We start from the raw sequence: 25,054 nt of genomic DNA, 5'->3' as shown, positions 1-25,054 counted from the left end.
CCGGTAGCGGCCCGGGGCGCTTTGTTCTTGGCGTGCCTTAGGGGCATTCGAGTCGAGGGCTTACCGTGTCCGGCTAAGCCTTGGTGCGTGACAGTGAACCTCTCCGGGGAGCGAACGGCCGCCCCCGCCCCGCCGGTGAAGCGCGTCGTCGTCGAAGTGGTGAACTTCGCGCTGGTCGGCGGCAGCGGCGTCGCGGTGAACTTCCTGGTGTTCAACATGCTCCTGCACGCGCTGCACCGGGCCGCCATGCCGGCGACCGTGCTGGCCAGCCTGATCGCCATGGGCACCAATTACCTCGGGTTCCGGTACTTCACCTACCGGGACCGGGCGTCCCGGACCCGGCGCCAGATCGCGCTGTTCTTCGGCTTCAGCGGAATCGGCGTGGCCATGGAGAGCGGGCTGTTCTACGTCGGGTATCACGGGCTCGGCCTGACCGGCCCCTTCGAGTCCAACGCGGTCAAGGCGGCTTCCATCGTGCTGGCCGCCGCCTTCCGCTTCCTCGTCTACCGCACCTGGGTGTTCCAGCACGATGCGCACCACACCCGGACCGGCGGCGGAGGACGGCCCGTCACTGGCTTCGGCGGGAGTTGAGCCGGGCGGCCTGGCGCGTCAGGTGGTCGCGCTCGGCGAGGTTGGGCGCCGCGTGGGCCGCCTCGGCGTACAGCCGTGCCGCTGTCGCCGGATCGCCGTCGCGCTCGTGGAGGTACGCCGCCACCGCGGTGTGGCGGGGCAGTGAGGGGTCCAGCGCCGCGAGTGCCGCGAGGCCCGCGCGCGGTCCGTCGGCCTCCCCGACGGCGACCGCGCGGTTGAGCCGGACGACCGGGCTGTCGGTCAGGAGTGCGAGCTCGTCGTACCACTCGACGATCTGCACCCAGTCGGTCTCCCCGGCGGTGGGCGCGTCGGCGTGGAGGGCGGCGATGGCGGCCTGGGCCTGGAACTCGCCCAGCCGGTCGCGGGCGAGGGCCGCCTGGAGGATCCCGATGCCTTCGGCGATCAGCGCGGTGTCCCACCGGCCGCGGTCCTGCTCGGCGAGCGGCACCAGGCTGCCGTCGGGCGCGGTCCGGGCGGCGCGCCGGGCGTGGTGGAGCAGCATGAGGGCGAGCAGCCCGGCCACCTCGGGGTGGTCGATGGACGCGGCGAGCTGCCGGGTGAGCCGGATGGCCTCGGCGGCGAGGTCGACATCGCCGGAGTAGCCCTCGTTGAAGACGAGGTAGAGCACCCGCAGCACGGTGGCGACGTCGCCGGGCCGGTCGAAGCGCACGCCCGAGACGGTGCGCTTGGCCCGGCTGATGCGCTGCGCCATGGTCGCCTCGGGCACCAGGTAGGCCCCGGCGATCTGGCGGGTGGTCAGCCCGCCGACGGCACGCAGCGTGAGAGCGACCGCCGATGCCGGGGTGAGCGACGGGTGCGCGCACAGGAAGTAGAGCTGGAGCGTGTCGTCCACCGCGGGCGCCGGCCCGGGTGCCGGTTCTTCCTCGACGCGGTCCTCACGCCGGCGGCGGGCGGTGTCGGCGCGCGTCGTGTCGAGGAACTTGCGCCAGGCCACGGTGATCAGCCAGGCCTTGGCATCCCGCGGGGGATCGGACGCCCAGGTCCGGAGCGCCTCGACCAAGGCGTCCTGCACGGCGTCCTCGGCCGCCGCGAAGTCGGCTCCGCGGCGGACCAGGACGGTGAGCACGCCCGGCGTGAGGCTCCTGAGCAGGGCCTCGTCCATCTGGGTCACCTGGGCGGTCACTCCGTGACGGTGGGCTGCACGCCGTAGAACGGGCGCAGTTCCAGCCACTCGTGGATGGGCTTCCCGCCCGCGCCGGGGGCGGCCGACAGTTCCCCGGCCAGCTCCACGGCCCGCTCGTAGCTGTCGACGTCGATCACCATCCAGCCGGCGATGACGTCCTTGGTCTCGGCGAACGGCCCGTCGGTGACCGGCGGGCGCCCCTCACCGTCGTAGCGGACCCACGTTCCCCCGGGTGCGAGCGCCTGGCTGTCGACGAACTCGCCGGTCTGCTCGAGCCGGGCCGCGAAGTCGCGCATGTACTGCAGGTGGGCCGAGATCTCCTCCGGGCTCCACTGGTCCATCGGCACGTCGTTGGCGGAAGCCGGGGCGCCGCGGTAGTGCTTCAGCAGCAGGTACTTGGCCATGGTCGTCTCCTCGGTCCTTGTGCGACCCATTGTGGTCGCGTTCACTCCGAGGACGGAGCCGGATGCGGGTTCTCGACATCCCCGTCGACATCCCCGTCAACATTCCCGTCGATTTTTCTGGCGCGGCCTGCGTCTCTTTGGCGCGGCCCGCGTCAGCTTCTTCGGCCCGGCTCACTTCAGCGCGCTCGCCACCAAGCGTGCTGCCCTCTTCACCCGGGGCCGTGCCACCCGGCGGGCCAGCGGGCGGATCAGGGTCGCCGTCAGGCCCAGCGGTTCCCAGCGGACCTGCAGGCGGCCCGGGCCGTGCCCCTCCGGTTCCAGGGTCAGGCGGTGGCGCGGGACCCGGGTGGTCAGGGCCGGGAACGTCAGGGGCGCCAGGAGCAGGCCCGTGTGGGCCAGGCCCTGGTGTTCCAGGCGGAGCAAGGGGTGGCGGACTCCGTCGAACCCCTCGAAGGGGAGGGGGGCCGCCGCCAGGTCCAGGTGGACGTGGCCCTCGAAGACGCCGGGGCGGACAGGGGAGAGGCGGAACGGGACACGCAGCCGGCGCCGGCCCGGGGCGATGAGGAGGGTGGCGCGCTGGGGGCCGACCGGGAGGCGCAGGGCCGGGTCGTAGGTGCGGATGGTGAGGTCGACCGAGGCGCCCGGGCCCCGGGTGATCTCCGTGATCTCATGGCGGAACAAGGCGCTCGGGAAGGGCTGCGTCTCCAGCTCCAGGTCCGAGATGTCCAGTTCCCGGCGGGACCACGCGGAGGACGGAAGGAGGGAGCCCCAGTAGGTGCGGCCCTGTTCGTCCGTCGTGACGTGCCTCGGTGCCACGCCGTGGCCCAGGCCCCGGGCCGCCAGCCCGGCCTCCGGCAGACGGCGGTCGCGGATCAGCTGGAGGACCACGCGCTCGGCGCGGGGGAGACGGGCGAAAGCGCCCGGGGCGAGCGTGTCCAGGTACGGCGTGACGATGTCCGCGAAGGAGGACAGCCACTCCTCGTCCCGGTAGGGCAGATCGCCGGCGTACATCCGGAAGTCGTGCTTGAGGAACTTGTAATCCTTGTCCTCCCGCAGCGACTCGTGCCCGCTCTCCGCCAGGAACGCGTCGATGAGGTGCTGGACGTGGACGCGGTCGCGGACGTTGGCGAGCTTGTGCCGCTGGTTCGAGATCGAGGCCGCGTCAAAGGCGGCGAACGGGGCGACGTACCAGCGGTAGACCGGCTGCGGGATGATCGTGAACGCCTTGGCCAGGCAGTACGCCTGCGCCGAGAACAGCTGGTCCTCGTAGTGGATGCCCTCGGGGAAGCGCAGGCCGTGCCGGTCGAGGAAGGCGCGGGCGTACATCTTGCTGGTGGCGAGGTGCTCGAAGAACAGCCGCGGGTCGGCCTCGATGCCCTCCAGGGTGCGGCGCTCGGCGACCAGGTGGGGCATCCACGTCGAGCGGCGGCCGTTGTCGACCCGGATCCGCTGCACCGCGCCCATCGCGAAGTCGATCTCGCGTTCGCGGTGCGCGGCGAGCAGAGCTGCGACGGCGCCCTCGGGAAGTTCGTCGTCGCTGTCGAGGAACATCAGGTAAGGCGCCCGGGCGATCTCCAGGGCGCGGTTGCGCGGCGCGCTGCATCCGCCGCTGTTCTCCTCCAGGCGGAGGTGGCGGATGCGGGGGTCCTCGGCGGCCAGACGCCGTGCGACCTCGGGGGTCTCGTCCGTCGAGTGGTCGTCGCTGATGACGATCTCCACGTTCGCGTGGGTCTGCCGGCGGACCGAGTCGACCGCGCGCGTGAGGCGTTCGGCGTCGTTGTAGACGATGACCGTCACGGTGACGTCGGGGGTGCTCATGCGGTCGCCTCCTGCGGGGTCGGGGCGGGGGTGCGTTCCTCGAGCGGCAGCACCGGCGGCAGGGACCGTTCGTCCTGGCCGAGGAAGACCCGGCGGACGACGCGTTCGGCGGCGCGTCCGTCGTCGTACTCGCAGAACCGGCGCCGGAAGACGGCCCGGGTCTTCGCCGCGCTCTCGTCGCGCCAGGCCTCGGTGGTGAGGATCTCCGTCAGCTCTTCCTGGGTGCGGGCGACGGGGCCCGGCGCCTCGGCCATCAGGTCGAAGTAGACGCCTCGGGTGGTGCGGTACGTCTCCCAGTCGTCGGCGTGGATCACGATGGGCCGGTCGAGGTTGGCGTAGTCGAACATGATCGAGGAGTAGTCCGTGACCAGGGCGTCCGCCGCCAGGCACAGCTCCTCCACCGGGTCGTAGGAGGAGACGTCGATGATCCGGCCCGTGCGCCGCAGGTTGGTGAGCGGGGAGGCCGCGCCGCCGTAGAAGTAGTGGCCGCGGACGAGCAGGACGGTGTCCTCGCCGAGGCGGTCGGCGAGGGCGGCGAGGTCCAGGCGGGGGGTCCAGCCGGCCTCGTAGTCGCGGTGGGTGGGGGCGTAGAGGACGGCCCGGCGGCCCGGCGCGATGCCGAGCCGGTCACGCACCCCGCGGATCTCCTCGGCGCCGGCCGTGTAGTAGACGTCGTTGCGCGGATAGCCGTGGTCGAGGGAGACGTAGTGCGACGGGTATGCGCGCGCCCACATGCGGGTGGTGTGGCTGTTGGCGGAGACGCTGTAGTCCCACTTGTCGATGCGCTCCAGCAGGGCCCGGAAGTCCATGCCCTGCGCGGCCGCCGGGTACGCCATCTGGTCGATGCCCATGCGCTTCAGCGGCGTGCCGTGGTGGGTCTGGACGTGGATCGCGTCGGGGCGTTTGACCACCGCGTTGGGGAAGTTGACGTTGTTGACGAGGTACTTGGCGGTCGCCAGCGTCTCCCAGTAGCGGCGGCTGCCGGGCACGACGTGGTCGGTGCCGGGCGGCAGCAGGGCCGCGTTCTCCGCGGTCACCACCCACACCGGGTGGATCTGCGGCGCCAGTTCGGCGAGCTTCGCGGCGATCGCGGCCGGGTTGCAGGCGACGCCGCGGTTCCAGTAGGCCGCGAACACCGCCAGGTGGGGATCGACCGGGCGGCCCAGCGCCCTGCGGTACTGGTGGTCGCGGAGCCTGGCGCCGGCCTGGCGCTTACGGGTCCGTACGGCCGACTTGGCGCTGCGGCGGGTGCGGTTGACGGCCTGGAAGGCCCGGTACTTCGTGTACGCACCCTCCTCCAGCAGGGAGCGGCGGACGCCTTCGAGTCCGGCCGGGCGCCGGTAGCCCTCGGGGCGGCGGCGCAGCGCGGCCAGGGACGCCCGGCGGAAGAACTCCCGCGCGGCCTCCTCCGGCATGCCGCCGCGTGCGAAGGTGCGCAGGCAGTCGCGGACCATGACGTCGTAGAGCACCGCGTGGGCGGCGCGGCGGTCCCGGGTGAGGTCGAGGAGCGACTCGTAGCGCTCGACGAGGCCGTAGTGCTGCTCGGGGGTGACCGGGGGCAGGCTCGCGGGGCGCAGCCGGCGGTCCTCGTAGGCGACGTGCGGCAGGCAGGCGACGCGGTCGGCGAGCAGCAGGGCGGCCAGGGCGGCGTACGGCTCGTCGTCGGTGGTGAGTCGCTGCTCGTGCGCCCGCCAGAAGTCCGCGCGCAGCACGCGGGTGCCGAGCAGCGGGGTCAGGCGCAGCAGGGGCGTGCAGTCGTCGAGGACGACGTCGGCACGGCCCGCCCGGGCCAGGACGGAGCCGTCCCGGGAGGGCATGCCGGAGGTGCGCCACGTGCTGCGGACGTGGTCGAGGAGCAGGACGTCCACCTCGCCGGGCAGCTCGGCCACCCGCTCGGCGACCGTGCGCGGCGCGCCGGCGGGCAGGCCGTCCTTGGCGTGGACGAAGTGCAGCCAGCGCCCGGAGGCCCGTGCCGCGCCCGCCGCCCGGGCCGCGGCGTCGCCCGTGCCGTCCGGCAGCGGCACCACGTCGACCGGGCCGCCGTCCGGGGTGTGCCGCTCGGCCGTCTGGCGGGCCCAGTCGCCGACCGCGGCCACGATCAGCTCGGCGTCCGGCAGCGGGTGGGCGGCGAGGGAGTCGAGGAGCTCCGTCAGATGGTCCTGGACGTTCGGCCCGTGGACGATGACGCTGAGCTCGGGCATCACGGGACTCCTCCCTCTCGGCGCACCAGCCGGGCCTTATGCGGTCATGGTGTCATCAAAGCGGCAAAGGGGCCGACAGGGTTGGGCCTCACGAGGGAACGGGCGCCTTGGGTTTGGGCTTGGCCTGGGGGGACTTGTCGCCGGTGAACGCCTCGTACTCCTTCAGGACGTCCTCCGTCGGCCCGTCCATGCGCAGTTCGCCGCGCTCCAGCCACAGCACGCGGTCGCAGGTGTCGCGGATCGACTTGTTGTTGTGGCTGACCAGGAACACCGTCCCGGCGTGCTTGCGCAGCTCGCGGATGCGGTCCTCGGAGCGCTTCTGGAAGGAGCGGTCGCCGGTCGCCAGTGCCTCGTCGATCAGCAGCACGTCGTGGTCCTTGGCGGCGGCGATGGAGAACCGCAGCCGCGCGGCCATGCCGGAGGAGTACGTGCGCATCGGCAGCGTGATGAAGTCGCCCTTCTCGTTGATGCCCGAGAAGTCGACGATCTCCTGGTAGCGGTCCCTGACCTGCTCGCGGGACATGCCCATGGCCAGGCCGCCGAGGTGCACGTTGCGCTCGCCGGTCAGGTCGTTCATCAGGGCCGCGTTGACGCCGAGCAGGGAGGGCTGGCCATCGGTGTAGATGTGGCCGTTCTCCACGGGGAGGAGCCCGGCGACGGCCTTCAGCAGGGTCGACTTGCCGGAGCCGTTGGTGCCGATCAGGCCGATGGCCTCGCCCCGGTAGGCGACGAAGGACACGTTCTTCACGGCGTGCACCCGGCGCACGCCGGAGGCCTTCTCCGTCTGCTTGCGGCGCACGATGCGGTTGAGGGCGGCGGTCGCGGAGCCGCGTCCGGCGCCGGTGCCGTTGACGCGGTAGACGATGTCGACGCCGTCGGCGACGACGGTGGGGATCCTGTCGTTGGTGAGGTCAGCCACGGCCGTACGTCTCCTCAGCCTTCCAGAAGTAGATGAAGCCGCCGACACCGGCGACCAGCGCCCAGCCGGCGGCGAGCGCCCACACGTGGGCCGGGAGCTGGCTCGCGTGGAAGCTGTCGATCAGGGCGAAGCGCATCAGGTCGATGTAGACGGCGGCCGGGTTGGCCGTCAGCGCCACCGTCACCGCGTGCGGGAGGCTGTCCTTCTGCGCCAGCTTGTCGATGCTCCACATGACGCCCGAGACGTACATCCAGGTGCGCAGCACGAACGGCATCAGCTGGGCGATGTCCGGTGTCCTGGCGCCCATCCGGGCCATGACCATGGAGACGCCCGCGTTGAACATGAACTGCAGGAACAGCGCCGGCACCGCCAGCAGCCAGGACACGCCGACCGGCACGCCGAAGCAGAGGAGGATGACGACCAGGGCGCCCATGGAGAACAGCAGCTGCTGGAGCTGCTGGAGACAGAACGACAGGGGCAGGGCGGCGCGCGGGAAGTGCAGGGCGCGCACCAGGCCGAGGTTGCCGGAGATGGCGCGGGTGCCCGCCATGATCGAGCTCTGCGTGAACGTCCAGATGAACACGCCCGTGACCAGGAACGGGATGTAGTCCGGCACGCCGTGCTTGGTGCCGAGCAGCACGCCGAAGATGAAGTAGTAGACCGCCGCGTTCAGCAGCGGCGTCATCACCTGCCAGACCTGGCCGAGCTTCGCCTGGCTGTACTGGGCGGTGAGCTTGGCGGTGGCGAACGCGGTGATGAAGTGGCGGCGGGCCCACAGCAGGCGGACGTACTCGGGCAGGGCGGGACGGGCGCCGCTGACGGAGAGGCCGTGGCGGGCGGCGAGGGCCGCGAGGTCGTCGTCGGCCGGGACCGGTGCTTGGGGCGGTGTGTGGAGGACCTGGCTCACATCCGCTGCTTTCGTTCGGGAAGGGGGGTGGGACCTATGGGGTCGTGAAGAGCGAGGGAACGGAGCGGTTCTTACCGGACTCTTCATGACTTCTTACGTCGGGACGGGACCGTATCGTCGTAACGCGAGCGTATGTCGTCCGGACGTCGGAACGCAACCGTTTCGTCGTGACGCCCTATGCTGTCGGCATGACGACGAAGCCCGACGAGCCCCAGCAGCCCCCGCGCCGCCGGGCCCCCGCGGGGGCCGCCGTACTGCGGGAGGACGTCACGGAAGCCATCCGGGCGGCCGTCTTCGAGGAGCTCGCGGCCGTCGGCTACGCGCGGATGTCCATCGAGGGGATCGCGCGCCGGGCGGGGGTCGGGAAGACGGCGGTGTACCGCCGCTGGCGATCCAAGCTGCATCTGGTCCTCGATATCGTCTCGGCGCTCGCCGTGCAGGGCCTGCCCGTGCCGGACACCGGCTCCCTGGAGGGCGACCTGCGGCTGCTGTACGAGGTGACGTCCCGCGCCCTGCGCCACCCCGTCGCCTCGCAGGTCATCCCCGACCTCCAGGCCGAGGCGGCCCGCAACCCCGACATCGCCGAGGCACTCCAGAAGGCCCTGCGCGAGGGCCAGGACGGCGTCGCGACCGGCATCGTCACGGCGGCCGAGGCCCGGGGCGAGGTCCGCCGGGGGCTCGACCACGACCTGGCCCTCGACCTGATCTCGGGCCCGCTCTACTGGCGCTCGGTGGTGATCCGCAACCCGAAGCTGCCCAAGGGGTATCTGGGCTCGCTGGCCCGGGCCACGGCGGGGGCGTTGAAGGCGTTGTAGTCCCCGCCGGACGGCTCGGATCAGCCCCGCGCCGCCTCCGGATGCAGCCGCACCCAGCCCTGCCACGCCGACGTGATCATGTCCTGGACGTCGTGCCGGGCCTTCCAGCCCAGCTCCGCGGCGGCGCGGTCGGCCGAGGCGACGACACGGGCCGGGTCGCCCGGGCGGCGGGGCGTGACCGTGGGCGGCCGGTCGTAGCCGGTCACCGCGTTGATGCGGTCGATCATCTCGAGGACGGAGACGCCCTCGCCCCGGCCGATGTTGAGCGTGAGGTCGCGGCCGGGGGAGGAGCGCAGCACCCGGGCCGCGGCGACATGGGCCTCGGCCAGGTCGACGACGTGGATGTAGTCGCGTACACAGGTGCCGTCCGGGGTCGGGTAGTCGTCGCCGAAGACGCGCGGCGGCACGTCCTGGGTGAGCCTCTCGAAGACCATCGGGACGAGGTTGAACACGCCGGTGTCCGCGAGCTCCGGGCTCGCCGCGCCGGCCACGTTGAAGTAGCGCAGGGACGCGGTCGACAGCCCGGTCGCCCGGCCCGTCGCACGCACCAGCCACTCACCGGCCAGCTTCGTCTCGCCGTACGGCGACATGGGCACGCAGGGCGTCTCCTCCGTGACCAGGTCCACGTCCGGCATGCCGTACACCGCCGCCGAGGAGGAGAAGACGAAGGACGGCACCCGCGCCGCCGTCACGGCGTCCAGCAGGACCCGCAGGCCCTCGACGTTCTCCCGGTAGTAGCGCAGCGGCTGCTCGACCGACTCGCCCACCTGTTTCTTCGCCGCGAGGTGGACGACGCCGGTGACCGAGTGGTCCGCGAGGGCGCGCGCGAGCCGCTCGCCGTCCAGCGTCGAGCCCGTCACCAGCGGCACCCCGGCGGGCACGCGCTCGGCGATGCCGGTGGACAGGTCGTCGTACACCACCGCCTGTTCGCCCGCCGCGGTCATCGCCCGTACGACGTGCGCTCCGATGTAGCCGGCGCCGCCGGTGATCAACCAGGTCATGTGCGGCTGTCTCCTCGTCAGGTGGCCCGTGGTGGTGGTGTTCCGTACGGCATCGTCGTTCTGCTCTCAGTGAAGCAGGCGGCGCAGCCTGCCGCGTGCGACGGACAGCACACCGCGTACGCCGGGTGCCACGCGCAGCGCCAGCGCGCCCGAGTGGGTGGCGTACGGCTGTACGAGTACCACGCCGTGCCGGGCGCTCGGGACGGCGCTGCGGCGCAGCAGACCGGCGCCCGTGAGAGCGTGCGCAGTGACGTCGCGGCTCACGCCGTCGCGGAAGCGGATCCGAAGGCGCAGGTCCCAGGTGCCCACGCCGGGCGCGGCCAGCGCGGCGAGGTCCAACGTCGTCTCCGCCGACCAGGTGCCGGCCGTCGGCACCAGCGCGCTCGTACGGCGGACCGCCCGGTCCCCGTCGTCCCGGTGCCGCCACTCCACCTCCACCGCCTCCGGGCCCGCCCGCGCCACACGGCCGTACAGCTCGTGCAGGCGCAGCCGGATCCGGGCGCCCCGCGCGCGTGGCCGCAGTTCCGCGTCGACCGCGAGGGGCAGCACATGCACGGGCCGGGTGAGCAGGGGCTCCAGGGAGACCCTCGGGAGGTCCTGTGACCAGACGGGCGTGCCGTCCGCGGCCCTGGCGTACGGCGGGTACAGCCGGGCCGGGCGGGCCGCCAGCTCCCGCAGCCGGGGAAGGTCGCGCGGCTCCGGGGAGGCCAGGACGACCCGCCCCACCAGCCGGCCGGGAGCGGCCGGGTTGCGGGCCCAGTCGTCCGCGTCGTACTCCGCGAGGTGCGCCCGCGTGAGCTCCCACCACGCACGCCGGTAGGCGGCGTCGCGCAACCCCAGTTCCCGCACGTACATCCGCAGGTCGTGGTCGAGGAACTTGGCGCGCGCGACCCGCGCGAGTTCCTTCTGCCCGGCGCCCAGCAGGACCTCGTACGCCTGCCGGCACGCCTCGACACGGGCCCGCCAGTTCTCGACGCCGGCCCGGTCCAGCGAGATCGACAGCCGCTCGGCGGACCGGCGCACGTGCCAGACGTACACCCGGTCCGGGACCAGGGCGATGCGCGGGGTCGCGGCCAGCACGCGCGCGGTGAAGACGACGTCCTCGTAGGGGAAGCGGCCCTCGGGGAAGCGGATGCCGTGCTCGCGCAGAAAGCCGGTGCGGTAGAGCTTGTTGACGCACAGCGTGTCGTGGACCAGGAGCGGGCGCTGCGCCGGGCGCGGCACCACGGCGTGCCGCGCGTACAGGCGTGGCTGCCAGGGCACGTCGCGCCCCGACGGCAGCTCCCGGCGTACGCACAGGCCGCTCGCGACCTCCGCGTGCGCGCCCGTCGCCGCGCCGAGCAGCGCGTCGACCGCGCCGGGCGGCAGGACGTCGTCGCTGTCCAGGAACATCACGTACGGCGATGTCACCGCGTCCAGGCCGGTGTTGCGCGGGGTGCCGCAGCCGCCGCTGTTGGCCCGGCGGCGGATGACCTTCAGCCGGGGCTCCGACGCGGCGAGCCGGCCGAGCAGGTCGGCGCTGCCGTCCGCCGAGCAGTCGTCGACGGCCACGACCTCGCGCACGGCCGGGCCCTGGGCGAGCGCCGAGCGCACGGCGTCCGTCACATGGGCGGCGTCGTCGTAGCCGATGACCACGACGGCGACCGGGGGGAGCGGCCCTTCGGAATTCTGTACGGCATTCATTACGGCGGATCGTAAGCCGGGCGAATGACGTGAAAGTGGTAACACACCATCAAGTGTCACCAATGCCTGCGCAGCGACACAGAATCGGGCCGTGATGAGCGGACAGTCGACAGGGAGCGGCCGGTTCGCCGCGGGCGTGGTGCCCGTGGCGGTTCCCATGGCGGTGATGCTCGCGATCGGGCTGTGGGGCCTGGACCGCGGTGGCATGTGGGGTGACGAGAGCGTCACCTTCCAGGTCGCGCAGCGCACGGTGCCGCAGATCTGGCGGCTGCTGCACGACGTGGACGCGGTGCACGGCCTGTACTACCTGTTCATGCACGCCGTCCTCACCGTCCATCCGGGCGAGGTCGTCCTGCGGCTGCCGTCGGTGTGCGCGGCGGTGGCGACCGCCGGCCTGGTCGCGGCCCTGGGCGTCCGGCTGGCCGGGCCGTGGGTCGGTCTGGGGGCCGGGCTGCTCTACGCGATCACGCCGATGACCGGCCACTACGCCCAGGAGGGTCGGTCTTACGCGCTCGTCGCGGCGGGTGTGGCGGGGGCGACGCTGCTGCTGCTCAGGGCGGCGGAGGCGGCGACGGCCCGGGCCTGGTGGCCGTACGGGGCCGTCCTCGCCCCGACCTGTCTGCTGCACGAGCTGGCGGTGCTGGTGCTCTGCGCGCACGCGCTGACGCTGGCGCTGCTGCGGGTGCCGAGGGCGGTGTGGTCGGGGTGGGGCCGTGCGGCCGGGGTGGTGGTACTGGTCCTGCTGCCGCTGGTGTGGGTGTCGCAGGGGCAGTCCGGGCAGGTGGCGTGGCTGGTGACGCCCGGCTGGGACAGCGCCGGGAGGCTGGTGCGGCACTTCTCTCCCGGGCCGGACGGGATGGCCCTCTGGGGGGCGCTGGCGCTGATGGCCCTCGGGCTCCGGACGCGGCGCCTGGCGGCGGTCGCGCTCCCGCTGCTGCTCGTGCCGCCGGGGATCCTGATGACCGTGTCGCAGGCGCGGCCGCTGTTCCACGACCGGTACGTGCTCTACTCCCTGGCGGGGGCGTCCCTGCTGGTGGCGGCCGGGGCCGGGCGGGTGGCCGGAGTGCTGGGGCGGCTGCGGTTCGACGGGCGGCGGGTACGGGTCGGCGGCCGTCAGGTCCGGGCCCTGCTGGGCGTCACCGGCGTCCTCGCCCTCACCGCCACCTTCGTCCACCAGTTCCCCGTCCACCGCCAGGACCGGTCCGCCGCCCACCGCCCGGACAACCTCGCCGTCGTCTCGGCGCTCGCCCGCCGCCAGATGCGCCCCGGCGACCCGGTGCTGTTCGTGCCGTCGGTCGGGAGGCTCGCCGCGCTGGCCTACCCGAAGGGGTTCCGGCGGGTCCGGGACATCGCGCTGCGGGAGTCGGCGCCCCGGTCCGGGACGCTCTGGGGCCGTGAGGCGAGCCCCGCGCAGCTGCGGCACCGGCTGGCCTCGGTGGACCGCGTCTGGACCGTCGCCGAGGCGTACGCGCTGGACCCGCGCTGGTCCCCGCGCGATCCGGCCGAGCGCACGAAACTGGCCGTCCTGGCGGAGCAGTTCACCGTCCGGGAGCAACACGCCCGGAACGGGGTGATCCTGCGCCTCCATGTCCGGAAGACCCCGGCCGGCACTCTGACCGCCGGGGCCGCGCCTGCCGGTGTCGGTGGCCGCCGATGAGCCGTCGGCCGAGGTGTCGGGGAGTCGCGTCCGCCGAGGTGTCGGCGTCGCGCCCGCCGATGCGCGGCCCGCCGACGTAGGGCCGCCACGGCCGATCCGCCGGTGTCGGCGCGTGATCACCCCGCCCAGGACGGGGTGATCCTCCGCCTCCATCCGGAACGCCCCTGCCGGCACACTGACCTGCCGGGGCCGCGCCTGCCGGCACACCGGGCCGCTGGCGCACCGCCCGTCGGCGCACCGCCCGTCGGTGTCGGTGGTCGCCGATGAGTCGTCGGCCGAGGTGTTGGGGAGTCGCGTCCGCCGAGGTGCCGGCGGCGCGCCCGCCGATGCGCGGTCGGCGGACGTGGCGCCCGCCGACGTACCGACCGACCGCCACGGACCATCCGCCGGCGTCGGCGCGGGATCGCCGATCGGCAACCCGGCGCGTGCACCGACGACCCGCCCGGGTCCGCTACGCCCGCTCGTCTCCGGGTGAACCACCCTGCGGCTCCGCCGGCGCCGCCGCGTCCAGGGCCATGGTGAGTTCGTCGACGCGGGCGCGCAGGGCGCGGATCTCGTCCGGGCCGAAGCCCGTCGAGGCGGCGATCCGGCGCGGCACCTGAAGCGCCCGCCGCCGCAGCGCCGTGCCCTCCTCGGTCAGCCGCACCTCCACCGACCGCTCGTCACGCGCACTGCGCTCCCGGCGCACGAGCCCCGCCGCCTCCAGCCGCTTCAGCAGCGGCGACAGCGTGCCGGAGTCCAGGCGCAGGTGCTCCCCGAGCTTCTTCACGGGCAGTTCCCCGTGCTCCCACAGCACCAGCATCACCAGGTACTGCGGGTACGTGAGCCCGAGGTCCTTGAGGATCCCGCGGTAGACGCCGTTGAAGGCGCGGGAGGCCGCGTGCAGGGAGAAGCAGATCTGCTGGTCCAGGCGGAGCCAGTCGTCGTCGGGCGTGTTCATGCTTCCAGAGTAGCTCGTGCCCGCCATTCAATTGCGCACAACTTAATTGTGTGCTCTAATTCTGAGGTGTCGGGCGGCCCGGAAGCGGGCCGCCGAACGTTGACGTGTGAGAGGGAAGGATTTCCATGGACGCGCTCTACACCGCTGTCGCCACCGCCACCCACGGCCGCGAGGGCCGCGCCGTCAGCTCCGACGGCGTGCTGGACCTCGCGCTGGGCATGCCCCAGGCGATGGGCGGCAACGGCCAGGGCACCAACCCCGAGCAGCTCTTCGCCGCCGGGTACGCCGCCTGCTTCGGCAGCGCCCTCGGCCTCGTCGGCCGCCAGGCCAAGGTCGACGTCAGCGACGCCGCCGTGACCGCCGAGGTCTCCATAGGCAAGCAGGGCGAGGGCTTCGGGCTCGCCGTCACCCTCCGCGTGGAGCTCCCCGACAGCGTCGACGAGACGACCGGCCGCAAGCTGGTCGAGCAGGCCCACCAGGTCTGCCCGTACTCCAACGCCACCCGCGGCAACATCGACGTCGACCTCGTCATCGAATAAGTAATCGAGTAAGCGCCGTCAAGCGCCGTCACCCCCCGACCCGCGCCAGCACCTCCCCCGTCCGTCTGCTCCACGCCACCACCACGGCCTCCTCGGGCACCGGGTGCCAGCGCGTCAGCAGCAGCCAGCGCACGTGATAGCGGCGGACGACGGCGGCCCGCTCGGCGCGGGTCGAGTCGTCGGCCAGGTAGGCGCGCACGTCAGCCGCCCGGCGCCGCCGCTCCCGTTCGTCGAGGGCGGGGTCGGGCCAGATGGGCGCGGCCAGGTTCGGCCCGTACCCGGCGATGGAGTGAGCGGCCAGATACCCGTCGGTGATCACCACCTCGCCCGGGCCGATGTGCCGCGCCGCCCAGTCGTACGACGGCCAGCGCGTCGGCTGGGTGAACCCCACCGGGTCGACCGAGCGCGGCACGACCGCCCCGGCGTGCACGGTGACGAACCCGACGCACACCCCGGCCGCCGCCGCCCCGCCCAGCACCCGCCTGGCCCACCGCCAGGGCCGGGGCGCGGCCAGCTCCACCGCCAGCGCGAACTGCAACGGCACCAGCACGGCCCACAGGGCCCTGGCGTACGTGTAGTGCCCGCTCACCCAGCCGTACGCCACCACCAGGCCCTCCAGCAGGAACATCAGCACCAGCGGGTCCCGCACCGGCCCCCGGGCCCGCACCCACAGCGCGGGCAGGCCGAGCAGCGCCAGCCAGGAGTTGGCGAGCATCCCCTCGTACAGCCGCCGGTGCATCGCGTCCATGCCGGTGTCGCCCACCAGCGTCAGGACGTCGTAGTACGGCCACGCCACGGCGACCGCCGCGCAGGCCCCGCCGGTGAGCGCCCAGCGCGCCACGACCGGCCGGCGCCACCCCCGCTGCCGTGACGCCACGATCGCCACCGCCCCGGTGAGCGCCGAGGCCGCCGTGACCGGATGGGTGAGCAGGATCAGCCCGTACAGGGCGCCGATCCCGGCGTACCCCCACCAGCCGCCGAGCCCGCTCGGGCCGACGAACCGCACGGACGGGGCGTCCTCCCGCGCGCGCTCGCAGGTCCAGGCCCACGCCCAGAACGTCAGCCCGATCGCGAGCGCCGACGGATAGCCCAGGTTCACCGTCATCGACATCAGCCCCAGGTAGCCGCTCCACAGGATCCGCGCGGTGCCCCACAGCAGCGTCATGAACAGCAGCGCCAGGACCGGCGCCCACGGGCGCGGGGTGAGGGCCCGGACGAAACGGCCGATCCCCGTCAGCAGCACCAGCAGGTGCACCGGCCCGGCGAGCTTCACGACCGCCCAGCCCGACAGCCCCGTCAGCCGCGCCAGGACGCCCTGGGCGACGGCGTACGGCCCGTAGTACGGGCTGCCGTCGCCCGGCAGGTCGGCCATGGTGTGGGCCGGGTGCAGCAGATCGGCCTTGAGACGCTCGACGACCGCCGCGTGCTGTCCGGCGTCGCAGCACAGCGGGACCCGCCAGTACGCCAGCGTCATCACCAGCCAGAACAGGGCGCCGAACAACTGGTACGGGGTCGGGCACCCCAAGCGGCCGCCGCGCAGCGCCGTCGCGCCGCGCAGGGTCCGCCGGACGAGGACCTGGGCGCTCACCGGACGGTGGGAAGGGGGAGGGACTGGGGCATGCGCCGAATGTTCCCGCCGCGGCCCCAGGCCTGACCCCGGGTCACTTCATCGGGTGAGGCGACTGCACCCACCTGCCGATCCACCCAGCTGCCGATCCACCCGCCTGCCGAGGTCGGTCGCACAGCGCCCGCTCCGCCGCGGCCGGCCAGCGAGCGAACCGGAACCGCGTCCGCTCGGCGGCCCCCGTGAGGTTCCGCCAGAACCGCTCGGCGGTGAGCGGCGCGCGCACCGACGCCTTGAGTTCGGCCAGCTCGCCGCAGCCCAGCGCGGCCCGGGCCGCCTCGACCACATCCCTCGGGGCCCCGGCCCGCAGCAGATCGCGCTCGGGGGGGTGGTCCACCGCCCACTCCGCGAAGACCCAGTAGTTGCGCAGGAACTTCTCGTGCCCGGGCCAGCTCCACCGCTCCAGCGCGAGATGCGCGCCGACGGGACTGGCCAGGCCCCAGGCGTCGTTGACATAGGCGTCGAGCGGCGCCGCGGCTCCCGTGACGCCGAGATGACGTCCCACGATCACCACGTGGTACGGGGAGTCCTCGCGCATCGGCGTGGCATGCAGCCGGCGCGCGGCGTCGAAGTACAGCAGGGTCGGCCGGGGCGCCCACGCGGCCCGCGCCAGCATGCCGCGCCCCTCCGGCAGGGCCGGCCAGTTGGCCACCCAGGTGGCGGTGCGCACCGGGTTGTGGTCGCCGAGGCCCTCCACGTCGGAGCTGCGCACGTTGAACGAGCCGGGCGTGCTGCGCACGTCGAACGGCGTCCGCAGCGGGCTGACGGCCGCGCACAGCCACACCACCAGCAGCGCGCTCGCGACCCCCGTGAACCGGGTCGCGGGCACCACCAGCACCGGCAGGAGCAGCAGCAGGAGCGCGGGCAGGATCATGCGGGCGTGCATGTAGTCACCGCCGACCCGGACGACGTACCCGGCGAGCAGCGCACCCGCCGCGAGCGGCGCCGCCAGCACCGCGAGCGAGGCCCGCCCCGGGGCGCGGTCCCGCCGTTGCCGTCCGGTGCGCCGCACGAGGAGGGCGGCCAGCGCGGCGAGCACGGGCACGACGGGCCACAGCCAGTAGGGCCCGAGCGTCTCCTGCACATAGCCGGCGCCCCGGCCCCAGTCGCTGGCGCTCGCCTCCTTGGCGATGGCGGGCAGCGGCACCAGGACCCCGTAGTACCCCGCTCGGAACACCTCGTACGCCAGCGGCAGCGCCACCGCCGAGGCCGCCAGCGCCGCGGTGCCCCGCCGCGACGGGCGCAGCACCCACCACTGCGCCGCCAGGAAGCACACCGTGACCACCGCGAGATCGGGCCGGACCAGCGGCCCCAGCCCGAACACGAACGCGGCGGCGTACGTCACCCGGGGCCGCCGACCGCGCCGGGTGCCCGTCAGCAGCCACCACGACAGGCCGGTCCAGAAGGTGCCGAGGCCGCTCTCCAGGCCCGAGGTCATGTACGACCAGAACGGCGGCACGGCCAGCAGCACGAACACACCCGCCGGGAGCAGCAGCCCCGCGCCCCGGTGCAGCCGGCCCGTGGCGTACAGGGCGAGCCCGAACCCGGCCGTGCTCAGCAGCAGCCCGAGCCCGACCGCGAGGAACGCCGGGTCCTCGCCGGTGACCCAGGTGGCGAGCGCGAGCAGCCACTGCCACAGGGTGCCGGTCGAACTCTCCGCCCGTTCCCCGACGTTGAACACCGGCCCGTGGCCCGCCAGGATCTGCCGGACCGGGCGCAGGTAGATCAGCCCGTCGTCGCAGATCCAGCGCCGCCGGTAGCCCAGCACGAACAGGGCCGCTGTCGGTACGGCGACCAGGGCCGCGTGCCACCAGCGCACCGGACGCAGCCGCTCGGCGACGGCGGGCGGCCGGGCAGAGGAGGCCCGCTGACCGGGCAGGGAGGGAACGGCCTCGGGGGTGGCGGGAGTCGTCATCGCTCGATCAGCACCCCGGACCGGGCAGGCAGCCCGGGCGCGCGGCGGGCCGCGGGCAGCAGCGCACCGCCCTGCTCGCCCAGCATCAGCAGGCGTACGACCCGTTCGGCGGCCTGTCCGTCCTCGAACTCGCAGTACCGGTCCCGGAAGCCCGCCCGCAGCCGCGCCGACTCCGCGTCCCGCCAGGTGCCGGACGCGAACAGCCACGCCAGCTCCCGGTACGAGCGGGAGACGTGCCCCGGCGCGTCGGCCGTCACGTCGAAGTAGGCGCCCCGGCTCGCCGTGAACGCGCCCCAGTCGTCGGCGTGCACCACGACCGGCCGGTCCAGGAGGACATAGTCGAACATCAGGGCGGAGTAATCGGTGACCAGCACGTCGGAGGCGAGCAGCACGTCCTCGACGTGCGGCTCGTCGGTCGCGTCCACCACCACCCCCCGCCGGTGCAGGTCGGCCAGGCCCAGGCCGCGCGCCACGCCCTGGGCCAGCGACGGGTGCAGGCGGACGACGAGGGTGTGGCCGGGGCCGAGGTCCGCGGCGAACCGGGCCAGGTCGAACCGGTCCACGTGCCCGCCCCGCCGGTAGTCGCGGCGGGTCGGCGCGTACAGCACGACCGTGTGGCCGGCGGGGATGCCGAGCCGCTCGCGCACGGCACGGCCCCGCTCCGGGCCGGCGCCGACCAGCACGTCGTTGCGCGGGCTGCCGGTCCGCAGTGAGGTGAAGTGGCACGGGTACGCCCGCTCCCAGGCCCGCTCCGCGTGCCGCCCCGCGACCAGGCTGTAGTCCCAGCGGTCGGCGCGGCGCAGCATCTGCGGCACGTCGAAGCCGTGCCGGGCGCCCGGCTTGGTCAGCAGGTCGGCGCCCATGTACTTGAGCGGGGTGCCCTGGTGGGTGTGGATGTGGACACTGCCGGGCCGCTTGGCCAGGGTGCCGGGCCAGTTGACGTTGTTCACCCAGTACGTGGCCCGCGCCATGACCTCGTGGTAGCGCCGCGAGCCCGGCGTCACATGGTCGATGCCGGGCGGCAGCGCGTCCACCGCGTCCTCCCGGACCACCCACACACCCCGGATGTGCGGGGCGAGCTCGCGCGCCTTGGCGTGGATCGCGGCCGGGTCACCGGACACGCCCCGGTGGTGGGTCGCCGAGTAGACGGCGAGATGCGGGTCGAGGGGCCGCTTCGACTGGGCCCGGTACCAGGTGCGCACGGCGGTCTCCGACGCCTTCAGCGCCAGCCGGCGCCGCCCGCCCAGGACGGCCGCGCGCACGTCCCGCAGTCCCCGCACCGCCGCGTACGAGGCGTAGGGCGCCGACGCCACCAGCCGCATCTCGACCCCGCGCCAGCCCTCCGGCTCCGGGAAGCCGCCCGCGGGGAGGTGACGGCGGTGGAAGGAGCGGATCTCACGGTAGAAGTCGCCCCGGTCCGCGGGCCGCACCCGGTCCTCCCGGGACAGCACGAACAGCATGTGGTCCAGGGCCCGCTCCAGCAGCGGCGGCCGGGCCCAGTCGAGGTCGGGGCGCTGCTCCAGGAACGCGAACAGGCCCTCGTACTGCGGGAAGATCTCGAAGTGGCGGCGCCCCGGCGTCTTGGTGATCGCGCCCTGCCGGCGCTGCCGGTACTCCACCCCGATCCGGTCCAGGCAGGCGACGCGGTCCGCCAGCACCATCGACCGGTAGGTGACCGGCGCGTCCTCGTACAGCCCCGGCGCGTACCGCAGGCCCTGCTCCTGGAAGAAGGACCGGCGGTACGCCTTGTTCCAGGCGACCAGGAACAGGTTCAGGTACTGCGGGCTGTCCCGGATACTGAAGGTGTCCGTGCCCGCCGCGGCCAGCAGGTCCGCCGCCTCGCTGCGCCCGCCCCGGCCCCACCAGTGGGTGCGCACGTGGTCGAAGACCAGGATGTCCGGCTCGCCGGTCGCATCCAGGCGCGCGGCGACGGCCGCCAGCAGGCCCGGCGTGTAGTGGTCGTCGCTGTCGAGGAAGAGGACGTAGTCGCCGGCCGCCTGCTCCAGACCGGCGTTGCGGGCCCGGCCGAGTCCCACGTTCTCGGGCAGGTGCAGTACCCGCACCCGGGCGTCGCGGACCGCGTACTCGTCGAGGATCGCACCGCTGCCGTCCGGCGAGCGGTCGTCCACGGCGATCACCTCGAAGTCGCCGTACGACTGGCCGAGCACCGAGTCGAGACACTCGCGCAGGAACCCCTGCACCTTGTAGACGGGGACGATGATGCTGAAGCGGGGCACTTCTTCGGTCAGCTCCTCACGAGGGTGGCGGCGGGGGCCGGGACGCGCTCCGCGAGCGGGATCACGGGCGGGATCGACTCGGGCGGCTGACCCAGCAGCACCCGGCGTACGACGCGCTCGGCGGCCCGGCCGTCGTCGAACTGGCAGAAGCGCTCCCGGAACGCGGCGCGCAGGGCCGTGGCGGTCTCGTCCGCCCAGGTGCCGTCGTGGAAGAGGGCCGCCAGTTCCTCGGGCGTGCGGGCGACCCGGCCGGGCGGGACCTGCATCAGGTCGAAGTAGACGCCCCTCAGCTCCCGGTAGACCTCCCAGTCGTCGGCGTACACGACCATCGGCCGGTCCAGGTTGGCGTAGTCGAACATGATCGACGAGTAGTCGGTGATCAGCGCGTCGGCGGCCAGGCACACGTCCTCCGAGGAGCGGTGCCCGGTGACGTCGATGATCCGGCCGCCGCCCCGGCTCGCCCCCTGGTCGTAGAAGTAGTGGGCGCGCAGCAGGACGACGTAGTCGTCGCCGATCGCCTCGCAGAACTCCGCCAGGTCCAGGCCCGAGGCGAAGCCGGTGGCGTAGTCGCGGTGGGTGGGCGCGTAGAGCAGGGCCTTCTTGCCGTCCGGGACGCCCAGCTCCTTGCGGACGCGGGCGACGTCCTCGGCGGACGCCGTGCAGTAGACGTCGTTGCGCGGATAGCCGTACTCCAGGGTCTCGTGCGCGCCGGGGAACGCCTTCTCCCACATCTCGGTGGAGTGCCGGTTGGAGGTGAGGTTGTAGTCCCAGCGGTCGATGCGGGCCAGCAGCTTGGCGAAGCTCCCGGTCGCCGCGGCCACGACGGGGTAGGTCGCCTGGTCGGCGCCCATCTTCTTCAGCGGTGTGCCGTGCTGGGTCTGCAGGTGCACGCTGCCGGGGCGCTTGACGACGGCGTCCGCGAAGTTGGCGTTGTTGACGAGGTACTTGGCGCGGGCCAGCACCTGCCAGTACTTCCGGCTGCCGATCACCGCGTACTCCACGTCCGGCGGCACGGCGCCCACCGCCTCCGGCTCCACCAGGAACACCGAGCGCAGGTGCGGTGCGAGTTCGCGGGCCTTGGCGTGGATCGCGGCCGGGTTGCAGGCGTAGCCGCGGCCCCAGTACGCGCAGTACACGACGAGGTTCTCGTCGAGGGGCAGCCGCAGGGCCGCCGCGTACCGCAGGCGGGTGCGCAGCCCCCTCGGGCGCGGGAGCAGCGCGGCGGCTCCCGCGGCCCTTCGGTTGGCGGCGCGCAGGGTGCGGAACGCGGCGTACGATCCGGCCGCCAGCAGCCGGTGCTGGACACCGAGGCTGCCGCCGGGCGCCTGGTAGCCCGCGGGGCGGTGCCGCCGGTAGAGCGCGCCCGCCCGGCGGAAGAAGGCACGCCGCCCGGCCGGCAGCCGCCGGGGATGGGCGGCCGTCTTCAGCACGGCGGCGAAGAGCTGCTCGAACAGCGGCCCCAGCCGGTCCGCGGGCAGCCCCTGTTCCGCGGCCCGCGTCAGCACCATTTCGGTCTGGTCGAGCAGCTCGGTGTGGTGCTCTCCGGGCAGGTTGAGGCGGTTGCCCTGCCGGCGCAGCAGATGCCGGACGACGACCGCGCGCAGGGCCGCCACCCGCTCCGCCCGGAGGGTGACCAGACCGCCGAACCCGGTGTCGGTGAAGTGGTCCCCGGGGAAGGCGAGGTGCTGCTCGGTGAGGAAGGCCCGGCGGTAGGCCGCGCTCCACGCCGGCAGTGCCACGCCCGTCAGCCGCGGGGCCCGGCCGGGGGAGAAGGGCCCGTCCGGTGTCCCGGCCAGCAGGGGCGCGGCCGGGTTGGCCGGCTCGCCCTCCCACCAGGGGGTGCGCTCGTGCTCGAAGTACAGGACGTCGACGTCGCCGACGGCGCCCAGCCGGGCGTCCAGCGCCGCCAGCGCCCCCGGGAGCAGGACGTCGTCCCCGTCGAGGAACAGCACATGGCCGCCGACCGCCGACCGCAGCCCGGTGTTGCGCGCCCCGGCCAGACCGGCCGACGGCGGCGAGTGCACCGGCGTCACCCGGGAGTCCCGCTCGGCGTACCCGGCGACGACGTCCGCCGCGAGTGAGTCGGGCGCGTCGCACACCGGGATCAGCTCGAAGTCGCCGAACGACTGGGCGAGGACCGAGTCCAGTGCCTGGGACAGCCGGCCCGCGACCCCATGGGACGGGACGACGATGCTGAAGCGGGGCATTCTGCTCTTTCTGTCGAGGGCCGCGGCTCTGCCAGGGGGCGAGGCGCGAGGGCTACGGAAGCGAACGGCCGCGTCGGACGACGCGGCCACGGCGTCCCGGCCTCCCCGACGGGCGCCAGGAGGGCGGCCGGCTCGGGGTGGGCCGCGACGGGCTGGAGGGCATGCGGACTCCCACGCGTGAGAACCGGGCTCAGAGGACGTCGGTGACGACGGGCGGACCGGCCGGCTGCGGCACCGTGGCGAGCGGCTCGCGCACCAGCGAGGCCGCCGCCGACGGCACCGGCCGGCGCTCGTCGAGCGGCACGACCGGCGGCAGGTCCGACTCCCCGAGGACGACCCGGCGCACGACCCGCTCGGCGGCCCGGCCGTCGTCGTACGTGCAGAACCGCTCCCGGAACGCCGAGCGGAGCTGGGCCGACCGGGAGCCGCGCCAGTGGCCGGTGGCGAAGATGTCGATCAGCTCGTCCTCGCCGCGCGCGACCGCGCCCGGCGGGACGGAACGCAGGTCGAAGTAGGTGCCGCGGGCAGCGTCGTACGCCTCCCAGTCGTCGGCGTGGATCACGATCGGCCGGTCCAGGTTGGCGTAGTCGAACATCAGCGACGAGTAGTCCGTGACCAGGGCGTCCGAGGCCAGGCACAGCGACTGGACGCTGGGGTGGTCGCTGACGTCGACGACCCGGCCGCAGGTGGCGGCCAGCGGGGCGTCGTAGGCGTGGTGGGCGCGGGCCAGCACCATGAAGCGCGGGCCCAGGCGGCGCACGATCCGCTGGAGGTCGAGGGCCTGGCGCTGGGAGCGGCGGTAGTCGCGGCGGGTCGGCGCGTAGAGGATCGCCACCGTGCCCTCCGGGATGCCGAGCGAGGCGCGCAGCCGGGCCACGTCCGCTTCGGTCGCCGTGCGGAACACGTCGTTGCGCGGGGAGCCGTACTCCAGCGTGGTGTAGCGGCCGGGGTGGACGCGCTCGTGGGTGAGGGTGGTGTGGCGGTTGGCGGACAGCAGGTAGTCCCACTGGTCGACGCCCTTGAGCAGCCGTGCGAAGTCCCTGCCCCGGGCCGCCGCCGGGCGCTCCTGGAGGTCGAGGCCGATGTGCCCCAGCGGGGTGCCCTGCCCGGTCTGGATCAGGGTCTGGCCCCGGCGCTTGACCAGGCGGTGGTCGAAGTCGGTGTTGCTGACGAGGTAGGCGGAGCGGGCGAGCGCCGTCCAGTAGGCGGCGGTGCCGGGGACGACGCGGCGCGTGCCGGGCGGGATGGTGTGGTGGTGCTCGCGACGGGCGATCCAGGCCGTGCGGATGTGCGGCGCGAGATCGCGGAACGCGGACTCCAGCGCGCCCGGGCCGCAGCAGTGGCCGCGTCCGTCGTAGGCGGCGAAGACGGCCTGGTCGGCGCGCAGCGGGAGACAGCGCTGGACGCGGTAGTGCAGCCCGAGCGCGGCGGACCGCGCCTCGCTCAGCAGCTTCCCGGTGGTCCGCGCGACACGGCGGTGCACGGCCGACGCCAGCTGGAGCGTGCGGTAGGTGCGGTGCAGGCCGAAGCGGATCAGGGTGTGGTGGATCCGGCAGCGCAGCGGGACGGGGAAACCGGGGGTGCGGTAGCGGCGGTAGTGGGCGCGGGCCCGGCGCATGAAGTCCGCGTGCGTGCCGGGGGGCAGCCGGTCCCGGCGCGAGTACACGATCGCCAGGTGATGGACCATGCGGCGGAACAACACCGGCCGCCACCGGGCCAGTTCGGGCCGCTCCTCCAGAAACGCGAACACCCGGTCGTACTGCTCGAACACGTCGAAGTGCCGCTCGCTGGTGGTGCGCAGGATGCTGCCCTGCCGCCGCTGCCGGTAGTGCACGCAGACGCGGTCCAGGGTCGCGATCGACTCCGCGGTCATCAGCACCGGGTACGTCCACGGCGTGTCCTCGTAGTACCCGGGCGGGAAGGCGAACCCCTGCTCCTCGACGAACTCCCGCCGGTAGGCCTTGTTCCAGGCGACCATCAGCAGCCGCAGCAGGCCCGGCCGGTCCTCCAGGCGGAAGGGGGCCGGGCCCTGCTCGGTGAGCTGGAGGGCCGCCTGGTTGCGGACCGCCTCGCCCGTCCAGTAGGTGCGCGCGTAGTCGAAGACGAGGACGTCCGGTTCGCCGGTCTCCTTCAGCCGGTCCGCGATCGACCGCAGCGCGTTTGGCGCGAGGGTGTCGTCGCTGTCGAGGAACAGCAGGTAGTCGCCGCTCGCGTGGGACATGCCGGCGTTTCTCGCGCGGCCCAGGCCGACGTTCTGGGGCAGACGGACGGGAAGGACGCGCGCGTCGCGGGCGGCGAACTCGTCGATGATCGCGCCGCACGCGTCCGGCGAGCAGTCGTCGACGACGATCAGTTCCAGATCGGGACAGGACTGGGAGAGCACCGATTCGAGGCACTCGTGCAGGTACGCCTGAACCTGGTACGCGGGGACAATGACACTGAACCTGGGCAA

General features: G+C 73.6%; 18 protein-coding genes. 4 read left to right on the top strand and 14 right to left on the bottom strand.

Annotated elements, in window-relative coordinates; translation table 11 throughout:
• Positions 1 to 87: 87 nt before the first annotated feature.
• Complete coding sequence (locus ACFZDA_RS37325) at positions 88 to 591, top strand: GtrA family protein (RefSeq protein ID WP_391090243.1); 504 nt, start codon at positions 88 to 90, stop codon at positions 589 to 591.
• On the opposite strand, the gene ACFZDA_RS37320 is transcribed toward ACFZDA_RS37325, so the two are convergent.
• From ACFZDA_RS37320 to ACFZDA_RS37295, 6 genes are all read right to left on the bottom strand, one after another.
• Positions 569 to 1,714, bottom strand: a complete 1,146-nt coding sequence (locus ACFZDA_RS37320) for a DUF6596 domain-containing protein (protein WP_391090281.1) — start codon at positions 1,712 to 1,714, stop codon at positions 569 to 571. The two genes, ACFZDA_RS37325 and ACFZDA_RS37320, sit on opposite strands and share 23 nt — an antisense overlap.
• 17 nt (positions 1,715 to 1,731) lie before the next feature.
• Positions 1,732 to 2,139, bottom strand: a complete 408-nt coding sequence (locus ACFZDA_RS37315) for a YciI family protein (protein ID WP_391090241.1) — start codon at positions 2,137 to 2,139, stop codon at positions 1,732 to 1,734.
• 171 nt (positions 2,140 to 2,310) lie between these two features.
• A complete protein-coding gene (locus tag ACFZDA_RS37310; protein ID WP_391090240.1) occupies positions 2,311 to 3,957 on the bottom strand; it encodes a glycosyltransferase in 1,647 nt (548 codons plus the stop codon).
• Complete coding sequence (locus ACFZDA_RS37305) at positions 3,954 to 6,158, bottom strand: CDP-glycerol glycerophosphotransferase family protein (RefSeq protein WP_391090238.1); 2,205 nt, start codon at positions 6,156 to 6,158, stop codon at positions 3,954 to 3,956. Before ACFZDA_RS37305 ends, ACFZDA_RS37310 begins: the two co-directional genes overlap by 4 nt.
• A gap of 88 nt (positions 6,159 to 6,246) precedes the next feature.
• Positions 6,247 to 7,077, bottom strand: a complete 831-nt coding sequence (locus ACFZDA_RS37300; protein ID WP_391090236.1) for an ATP-binding cassette domain-containing protein — start codon at positions 7,075 to 7,077, stop codon at positions 6,247 to 6,249.
• Positions 7,070 to 7,984, bottom strand: a complete 915-nt coding sequence (locus ACFZDA_RS37295) for an ABC transporter permease (protein WP_391090234.1) — start codon at positions 7,982 to 7,984, stop codon at positions 7,070 to 7,072. The genes ACFZDA_RS37300 and ACFZDA_RS37295 overlap by 8 nt, the downstream gene beginning before the upstream one ends.
• A gap of 188 nt (positions 7,985 to 8,172) precedes the next feature.
• Between ACFZDA_RS37295 and ACFZDA_RS37290 the strand changes: the two genes are divergently transcribed.
• Positions 8,173 to 8,799: a TetR/AcrR family transcriptional regulator C-terminal ligand-binding domain-containing protein gene (locus ACFZDA_RS37290; protein WP_391090232.1), complete on the top strand. Its 627-nt coding sequence runs from the start codon at positions 8,173 to 8,175 to the stop codon at positions 8,797 to 8,799.
• 20 nt (positions 8,800 to 8,819) lie between these two features.
• Here ACFZDA_RS37290 and galE read toward each other — a convergent pair whose 3' ends face one another.
• Positions 8,820 to 9,800 carry a UDP-glucose 4-epimerase GalE gene (gene galE, locus ACFZDA_RS37285; RefSeq protein ID WP_391090230.1) on the bottom strand — a complete coding sequence of 327 codons (981 nt, stop codon included), beginning with the start codon at positions 9,798 to 9,800 and terminating at the stop codon, positions 8,820 to 8,822.
• Positions 9,801 to 9,866: 66 nt separating this feature from the next.
• Positions 9,867 to 11,483: a glycosyltransferase gene (locus ACFZDA_RS37280; RefSeq protein ID WP_391090228.1), complete on the bottom strand. Its 1,617-nt coding sequence runs from the start codon at positions 11,481 to 11,483 to the stop codon at positions 9,867 to 9,869.
• 94 nt (positions 11,484 to 11,577) lie between these two features.
• Between ACFZDA_RS37280 and ACFZDA_RS37275 the strand changes: the two genes are divergently transcribed.
• Positions 11,578 to 13,140 carry a glycosyltransferase family 39 protein gene (locus ACFZDA_RS37275; protein ID WP_391090279.1) on the top strand — a complete coding sequence of 521 codons (1,563 nt, stop codon included), beginning with the start codon at positions 11,578 to 11,580 and terminating at the stop codon, positions 13,138 to 13,140.
• A gap of 451 nt (positions 13,141 to 13,591) precedes the next feature.
• Here ACFZDA_RS37275 and ACFZDA_RS37270 read toward each other — a convergent pair whose 3' ends face one another.
• Entirely contained in the window at positions 13,592 to 14,080 is a 489-nt protein-coding gene (locus ACFZDA_RS37270) for a MarR family transcriptional regulator (protein WP_391090226.1), read from the bottom strand.
• A 125-nt stretch (positions 14,081 to 14,205) separates the two neighbouring features.
• On the opposite strand from ACFZDA_RS37270, the gene ACFZDA_RS37265 reads away from it, so the two are divergent.
• Positions 14,206 to 14,619 carry an Ohr family peroxiredoxin gene (locus tag ACFZDA_RS37265; protein ID WP_391090224.1) on the top strand — a complete coding sequence of 138 codons (414 nt, stop codon included), beginning with the start codon at positions 14,206 to 14,208 and terminating at the stop codon, positions 14,617 to 14,619.
• 28 nt (positions 14,620 to 14,647) lie between these two features.
• On the opposite strand, the gene ACFZDA_RS37260 is transcribed toward ACFZDA_RS37265, so the two are convergent.
• From ACFZDA_RS37260 to ACFZDA_RS37240, 5 genes are all read right to left on the bottom strand, one after another.
• On the bottom strand, positions 14,648 to 16,207 hold the full coding sequence (locus ACFZDA_RS37260) for a hypothetical protein (protein WP_391090222.1): 1,560 nt from the start codon (positions 16,205 to 16,207) through the stop codon (positions 14,648 to 14,650).
• 73 nt (positions 16,208 to 16,280) lie between these two features.
• Positions 16,281 to 18,158, bottom strand: a complete 1,878-nt coding sequence (locus ACFZDA_RS37255; protein ID WP_391090220.1) for a hypothetical protein — start codon at positions 18,156 to 18,158, stop codon at positions 16,281 to 16,283.
• Positions 18,155 to 20,395, bottom strand: a complete 2,241-nt coding sequence (locus ACFZDA_RS37250; RefSeq protein ID WP_391090218.1) for a CDP-glycerol glycerophosphotransferase family protein — start codon at positions 20,393 to 20,395, stop codon at positions 18,155 to 18,157. The genes ACFZDA_RS37255 and ACFZDA_RS37250 overlap by 4 nt, the downstream gene beginning before the upstream one ends.
• Before the next feature lie 8 nt (positions 20,396 to 20,403).
• Positions 20,404 to 22,602: a CDP-glycerol glycerophosphotransferase family protein gene (locus tag ACFZDA_RS37245; protein ID WP_391090216.1), complete on the bottom strand. Its 2,199-nt coding sequence runs from the start codon at positions 22,600 to 22,602 to the stop codon at positions 20,404 to 20,406.
• A gap of 190 nt (positions 22,603 to 22,792) precedes the next feature.
• The gene (locus ACFZDA_RS37240; RefSeq protein ID WP_391090214.1) at positions 22,793 to 25,054 is read right to left on the bottom strand and encodes a CDP-glycerol glycerophosphotransferase family protein; all 2,262 of its coding nucleotides are present in this window, start codon (positions 25,052 to 25,054) and stop codon (positions 22,793 to 22,795) included.

The sequence above is a fragment of the Streptomyces sp. NPDC007991 genome (genome assembly GCF_042958445.1).
Classification (GTDB): domain Bacteria; phylum Actinomycetota; class Actinomycetes; order Streptomycetales; family Streptomycetaceae; genus Streptomyces.
Note: the sequence above shows the minus strand (reverse complement) of the source record. Positions and strands in the feature narration are given on the sequence as shown.